At 62.9% G+C, this 6,796-nt stretch carries 6 protein-coding genes; all 6 read right to left on the minus strand.

The genetic code is table 11. The annotated features are described in order from the left end of the window. Positions 1-738 (minus strand): DEAD/DEAH box helicase (locus MJD61_07425; GenBank protein ID MCG8555103.1); only part of this gene is annotated, 738 nt, incomplete at its 3' end. Further along, positions 735-1,259 (minus strand): hypothetical protein, encoded by a 525-nt coding sequence (locus tag MJD61_07430; protein ID MCG8555104.1) that lies wholly within the window; start codon positions 1,257-1,259, stop codon positions 735-737. The genes MJD61_07430 and MJD61_07425, both read right to left, overlap by 4 nt. A gap of 80 nt (positions 1,260-1,339) precedes the next feature. Continuing rightward, positions 1,340-2,047: a response regulator transcription factor gene (locus MJD61_07435; protein ID MCG8555105.1), complete on the minus strand. Its 708-nt coding sequence runs from the start codon at positions 2,045-2,047 to the stop codon at positions 1,340-1,342. After that, on the minus strand, positions 2,040-3,653 hold the full coding sequence (locus tag MJD61_07440) for a HAMP domain-containing histidine kinase (GenBank protein MCG8555106.1): 1,614 nt from the start codon (positions 3,651-3,653) through the stop codon (positions 2,040-2,042). Before MJD61_07440 ends, MJD61_07435 begins: the two co-directional genes overlap by 8 nt. Before the next feature lie 219 nt (positions 3,654-3,872). Next, positions 3,873-4,901, minus strand: a complete 1,029-nt coding sequence (locus MJD61_07445; protein ID MCG8555107.1) for an NAD(P)-dependent glycerol-3-phosphate dehydrogenase — start codon at positions 4,899-4,901, stop codon at positions 3,873-3,875. A gap of 29 nt (positions 4,902-4,930) precedes the next feature. Further along, positions 4,931-6,796: endopeptidase La (gene lon, locus MJD61_07450; GenBank protein MCG8555108.1), on the minus strand; the 1,866-nt coding region annotated here is incomplete at its 5' end.

Here is a 6,796-nt window from a genome sequence, read left to right on the forward strand (position 1 = left end):
ATCGCGGGTACGATCTTTGCCGGGGACCATGAAGGCGTAGTGCGCGATCTTCGCCGCTGCGACTGCATCGCTTGAAAGCCCGATGAATTCGGGTTCGTGCATGTGCCGCTGTGCGATTCGTCGCACATCATCGTCCACGGTAGCCGAAAAGCACATCGTCTGGCGCTTGGGTGGAAGTCGCTCCAGGATCGCACCGAGCTCGCGGGCGAAACCCATGGAGAGCATCTCGTCCACTTCGTCTAGCACCAGCACTCGGAGCCCGGTCACGTCGAGCGTGCCGCGCTTGAGGTGATCGAGCACGCGGCCCGGGGTACCGCACACGATTTGTGTCCCCCTCCTGAGCTGGTCTATTTGCGGTTGCATGGCGGCCCCGCCGTAGATCGCTGACACACCGATGCTGAGCTGCTGGCTGAGCCGGCTAAGCTCGTCGGCGTTCTGCAATGCGAGCTCGCGAGTCGGCACCAGGATCAGCGCTTGGCTGCATGCAGCATCGCTCACGAGCCGATCCACCAGTGGAAGCCCGAAGGCTGTTGTCTTTCCCGTCCCAGTTTGGGACTGGACGATGATGTCTCGGCCTTCCACGGCCGGGCCATAGGTCGCGGACTGCACCGAAGTCGGTTCCGCGTAGCCCATCTCGTCAAGGGCTCGACGAACCTGCTTGCCCAGCGGCAGTGCATCGAAACCACGGCTCTCCGGAGGTGCTTCCGTTTCGGTTACCGACTGTTGGGTGTCGTTCATGGAGGCCGTCTGGAAAGGGATTGGTCGTGCGGCGCTGTTTGGGCTGCTGCCCGAATACGTCGCAGCAGCGGATCCTGCTGTTGCTTGAAACCTTCTAGCATGCGTACGGTGAGCAGACGCAGCTCAGCCAGATCGCGCTGAGCTCGCTTCAGAGTCGGGCAGCGCCGACCAAGCTCCGCCTTCCTTGCGTCCCATTTGGCAAGCCAGGCGTCGAGCGGCTCTCGCGACAAGGCATCGGAGATGAAGCGTCCAGCGCGCCGAAGTAGCTCCGCCTGAAGCGCCGAAACCTCTCGGCCGCACCAGCCGGTTGCGAGGGGATCGTGGGGCAGGGTGGCCGCTGGCGATGGGAATACCTGCCTGGAGATCGACAGCGCTCCTGCTCCGATGACGAACACTGTGATGATCCAGAACACGACGACGCCAACCATCCGGCCGATGGCCTCGGCCGACCCGGACCGGTGATGCGGTGACGCGCTAGCAGCTGCCGGGTCGGCGTGGTGATGGGGCTTCCGTGTGGTCACGCAGCCAAGCGCTCCTCCACTCATCGGCGGCACGCGAAGTACGCGATTCGGGAGCCTTGTACCGGGGGGTCGTAGCTCGGTCAAGTCGTGCTTCCGACGGCGAGCTTGTACCCCAGGCCATACACCGTGAGGATGTACCGGGGTCGATCCTGGTTTGGCTCGATCTTCTTGCGCAGCTTGACCACCACGTTGTCCACGGTGCGGTTCGAAGGATTCGCCTGTAACCCCCAGATCTTGTCGAGAATCTCGTCCCGCGAGACCGGGCAGCCACGTTGCTCATGCAGCAGCTTCAGCAGTCCCGCCTCATAAAAGGACAGGGTGACGGTCTCGCGTCCTCGGGTCAGCGTGTGGGCCCCCGGGTCGACCAGGGCCTCGCCCACTTGAAACGGCTGCTGCGTGTTATCCTGCAGCGAGGCGCGGCGGAACATCGCACGCAGGCGGGCAACCAGCTCCCCAATGGAAAAGGGCTTGGCCACGTAGTCGTCGGCCCCGGCATCCAGCCCCCGGATCTTGTCCGCCTCCTGGCTGCGTGCAGTCAGCATGAGGATGGGTACCCGCTGATCGAGACGCCGTATTTCTTCACAGACCTGGTAACCGTTCATGTCAGGCAGCATCAGATCCAGAATAATGCAATCCGGGAGCTTGTCCCGTGCGAGCGCCACCGCCTGCATACCCCGATCCGTGTGAGTCACCCGGAAGCCCTCGAACTCGAGCGAGTCGCACAGACCCATCGCCAGAGTAGGGTCGTCCTCGACCAGCAGGATCGTCCGTTGGGGCATCTCAGGCATGGATCTCGCCGGCTGGTCGTTCGCGCGTGCGAACGCCCGTCACGCCAGGCGTCGTTGCCGGGCGCGAGGCGGGCCCGAGTACCTGCGGCAAATCGAACGACACGATCGCCCCTCCGTCGGGTGCGTTTTCCGCCCAAGCTTGGCCACCATGATCCTGGATGATGTGCTTGACGAGGGAAAGACCGATACCCGATCCGCGGACGCTTGGCTCGCGCCGCGAGCGATAGAAACGGTCAAAGACGCGCCGCAATTCGTCCCGGGGAATGCCTTGACCGTGGTCGCGCACGCGAACCGCCACACTTGCGCCTTGCGACTCGATCGCAACCTCTACGTCTCCTCGCTCGCCGTACTTTACGGCGTTGTCGAGCAGGTTGATGAAGGCGAGCAGAATCGCCTCCTCATCGACCCGAACGTAGGGAACATGGCCCCTACATGCCAGCGCGATGTCCTGCGCTCCGCGCTCCATCCGGTTGCGAAACGTCTCGATCGCGCGTCGAATGAGGTCCGCGAGATTGCACACCTGCATCTGGTAACGTCGCTTGCCGCGTTCGAGCGCCGAGAAATCCAGCACATTGTCGATGAGCGCGGTGAGGCGCTCGGTTTCCGTGCAAATGATCTCGAGGTACTGCTGCCGCTTCGCCGAATCCCGGACACGATTGGTCAACAAGAGCTCTCCAAACATGCGTACAGCCGCCAGCGGCGTTTTCAGCTCATGGGAGACGTTTGCGATGAAGTCGCTCTTCAGGGCCCCAAGCCGCTGCTCTTTGCCTGCGGTGTACAGTAGAAACAGCACACTCAGCACGATGACTCCCAGGGAGAGCCCGATAAGAGCCACCTCGTTGAAGCGTCGGGTGCGGCCTTTCGCCTGCAGCAGGGGCGCGGCCTTCGGAGCTATCTGAAGTCGCCACCCATAGAGCGTAGTTGGAAAACGCAGCCCCACGACGTAGTCCCCAGCGTGTGCCAGACTGGGTCCGAATACGCGCCTGTTATCCTCATCGAGCACGTTGTAGAGCTGCTTGCCTTTTTCGTTTGCGAACAGCGAGGGAAACAGCGTGCGCTTCAAGTAGGCTGTATCGTGCTCTGCGAGCAGATAGTAGCGCGCTGCCCGAAACAACACCGCCTTGTAGGAGACAAGCAGACTGCCGTCCTGGTAGCTTTTGTGTAGGTGCTTGAGCCGGCCAACCACCAGCTGGTCAAGGTCGAGCGCGGGGACTATGCGATCCCGAATCCGACGCAGCAGCGTGGGCGCTTCGCTCCCGGGCACGCGAACCGAGGAACCGACGATGCCGTAGGTTGCATCAAGCACCAAGACCGCACGCACGCTGGGCGAGATCTCCCGCGCACGAGGGCGCCAGGAGCGGTCCAGGGCGTCCGGGCTACCGAGTTCGATGCTGCGGAAGACAGCGTTGTCCGCGGCGATGATCTGACGCTCCACGCGATCTACTTTGTCCTGCACCAGAAACAAAGTGGACTGGGCGATGGATTCCTCGCCCAAGCGCTCGACCTGCAGAGCGGTCTGGTAAGTGTAGTAGCAAAGGACAGCTGCCGCGATGGCGATGGCCGGCACCAACACCCAGTAGACTATCCTCAAACGCTTGCTCTGCATTTGGGTGTCCGGCTCCTATCGTCCGGCGCGCTACCCTAGCATGAGCCTGCCGGGTCCGCGCAAGGTGCGACCGCCTGCAGCTTCGGGCGCGGGCTCTTGTCGGGGTAGCGGCAGCGAGCGGTGCCAGGCCGTGACCCGGAATCCCATGGCGAATAGCGGCGAGGCGAAGATCGCGATCCCGGCTGCGCGCCAGGTCCCGGTCAGCTCGCCGCCGGTGCCTTAGAGACGCCGCACCGGATAGTGGGAATCGCGCTCTGGGCGCGAGGCGCGGTGCGTAAGGGCATCGACGGCTGCCAAGGGTGTCTTGCCTTCATACAGCACCTCGTACACCTCCGTCACGATGGGCATCTCCACACGGTTTTTGCTGGCGAGCTCGTGCGCGCTGCTCGCGGTCCGTACACCCTCGGCCACCATGGATGTGTTGGCCAGCAGCTCGGCAAGCCGCCTTCCCCGGCCCAGTTGATAGCCAAGGGTGCGATTGCGGGAAAGGTCACCGGTGCAGGTCAGCACCAGATCACCCACGCCGCTCAGTCCAGCAAGGGTAAGCGGGTTGGCCCCGAGATGGCGAGCAAGGCGCGTGATTTCGGCGATTCCACGCGTGATCAGCGCAGCTCGCGAGTTGTGGCCGAAGCCCAATCCATCGGCGGCACCCACGGCGATGGCGATCACGTTCTTGAGCGCTCCCCCCACCTCGACACCGACGACATCATCGCTCGTGTAGACGCGGAAACGGTCCGACGTCAGCAGCCTCTGAACCTGGTCCAGCGGGTCGGGGTCAAGCCCGGCCAGGCAGATGGCGGTCGGCACGCCGTTAGCGACCTCGCGAGCAAAGCTCGGCCCTCCAATGACGCACAACCTACGGGAATCGAAGTCCGCAAGGCTGTCTGCAACGATCTCCGACACCAGCATCAGCGTCGAGTTCTCGATGCCTTTGGTGGCGCTCACAACGGGGACGCGCTCGGGAAAATGTGGTCCTGCGCTCCGCAAGACCTCGCGCAGTCCGTGCGATGGCACTACCAGAAACACGCAGCACGCCCCGTCCAGCGCCTCCTTCACGTCGGAGGTGGCAGCGACCTCTTGGGGCAACACGCAGCTGGGCAAGTACCCGGCGTTGCGCCTGTCTCGGTTGATCGCCTGGGCCAGGGCAGCCCGGCGGACCCACAGGCGCACCGGACGGCGCCGCTTGCCGATCAAACAAGCAAGCGCGGTGCCCCAGGAACCGCCCCCAAGGATGGCGACGTGTTTCATGCGCGCTGTCGAAACTCCGTGCACGCCCGTTATGCCGGGGCGACTCGTTCCTCGGTGGGCCGCACCGCGCGTTGCCCCGAGCCGCCTCTGCCACCGGGCTTGATGCCGATTCTCTCCGGAGTCTCGAGCGCCTCGGCCAGCACCTCGTCCATTTTGGTTACCCGAACGAACTTCAGATCGTCCCGGACCTCCTGGGGAACCTCGTCGAGATCGTGCATGCTCTTTTCAGGCAAGATCACGCGTCCGATCCCGGCACGGTGCGCCGCCAGCACCTTCTCCTTGATGCCGCCTACCGCAAGGACGCGCCCGCGAAGCGTGATCTCACCGGTCATCGCAAGGTCGTGCCGTACGCGAATCCCCGTGAGAAGGGAGACGAGGGCCGTCATCATGGTGACACCCGCGCTCGGTCCGTCCTTGGGCATGGCACCGGAGGGAATATGGATGTGTATGTCCGCCTTTTCGAGGAAGTCCTCGGCGATCTTGAACTGGGTAGCGCGTGAGCGCACGTAGCTCAGTGCCGCCTGAGCCGACTCCTTCATGACGTCTCCCAGCTGTCCGGTAAGCTGCATCTTTCCGCTGCCGGGCATCTGGGTGGCTTCGACGAACAGGATCTCACCGCCCACGGAGGTGTACGCCAAGCCGGTTGCTACGCCGGGCTCGTCGGTGCGCTCGGATACATCGTCCGAGGTGAAGCGCGGTGCACCCAAGTAGGGTCGGAGATCATCCTCGGACTCGACCCTGTAGGGACCGGTTTCACCCTCTGCGACCTTGACGGCGACCCCTCGAATCACGGAAGCGATCTGCCGCTCGAGGTTGCGCACGCCGGCCTCTCGCGTGTGGCGGTCGATAATCGTGTCCACCGCGACATCGGCCAGACTCATCATGTCCTCACCGAGTCCGTGCTCTTCGAGCTGTTTCGGTATCAGATGGTCTCGAGCTATCTGGGCTTTCTCCCTGCGCGTGTAGCCCGGGATTTCGAGGATCTCCATGCGATCCTTGAGCGCCGGAGGAATCGTGTCACCGACGTTCGCCGTCGCGATGAACATGACCTTCGACAAGTCGTAGGGGATTTCCAGGTAATGGTCCGAGAACGCGTTGTTCTGCTCGGGATCGAGCACCTCCAGCAGCGCGGCAGCCGGGTCACCGCGGAAGTCGTGGCCGATCTTATCGATTTCATCGAGCATGAAGACCGGGTTGATGGTTCCCGACTTCTTCATCCCCTGGATGATCTGACCGGGTAAGGCGCCCACGTAGGTACGGCGGTGTCCACGGATGGCCGCCTCGTCATGCACACCCCCCAGCGAGATGCGCACGAACTTCCGCTGCAGAGCACGAGCCACCGAACGCCCAAGGGATGTCTTGCCCACACCGGGAGGCCCGATCAAGCACAGGATCGGACCCTTCTTGTCAGGCTTCAGCTTGCGTACGGCGAGGAACTCGACGATTCGCTTCTTGATCTTCTCAAGCCCCGAATGATCTTCATCGAGAACGCGGCGCACCTCGGCGATATCCATCATGTCCGTGGTGGCCTTGCTCCACGGCACATCCAGAATCCAGTCGATGTACGTGCGTACGACGGTGTATTCCGCGGAGCCAACCTGCATGGCGCGCAGCCGTTTCAGCTGCTTGCGCGCAACACTCTCAGGCTCGTTCAGTAGATTCGCCTTGGCGATCCGCTCCTCCAGTACGTCGAGGTCTCCCTGGTCGCCCTCCTCATCGCCCAGCTCTTCCTTGATTGCCTTTAGCTGCTGGCGGAGCACGTACTCTCTCTGGTTTTTTCCCATCTCCTCCTTGATTTGGGAGTTGATGCGTTCACGCATCTTGAGGATCTCCAGCTGCCGAGTCAGCAAGCGCAACACCTTGCGAATTCGTTCCTTGACGTCGACCATCTCGAG

Source organism: Pseudomonadota bacterium (assembly GCA_022361155.1).
Taxonomy (GTDB): Bacteria; Myxococcota_A; Polyangia; order Polyangiales; family JAKSBK01; genus JAKSBK01.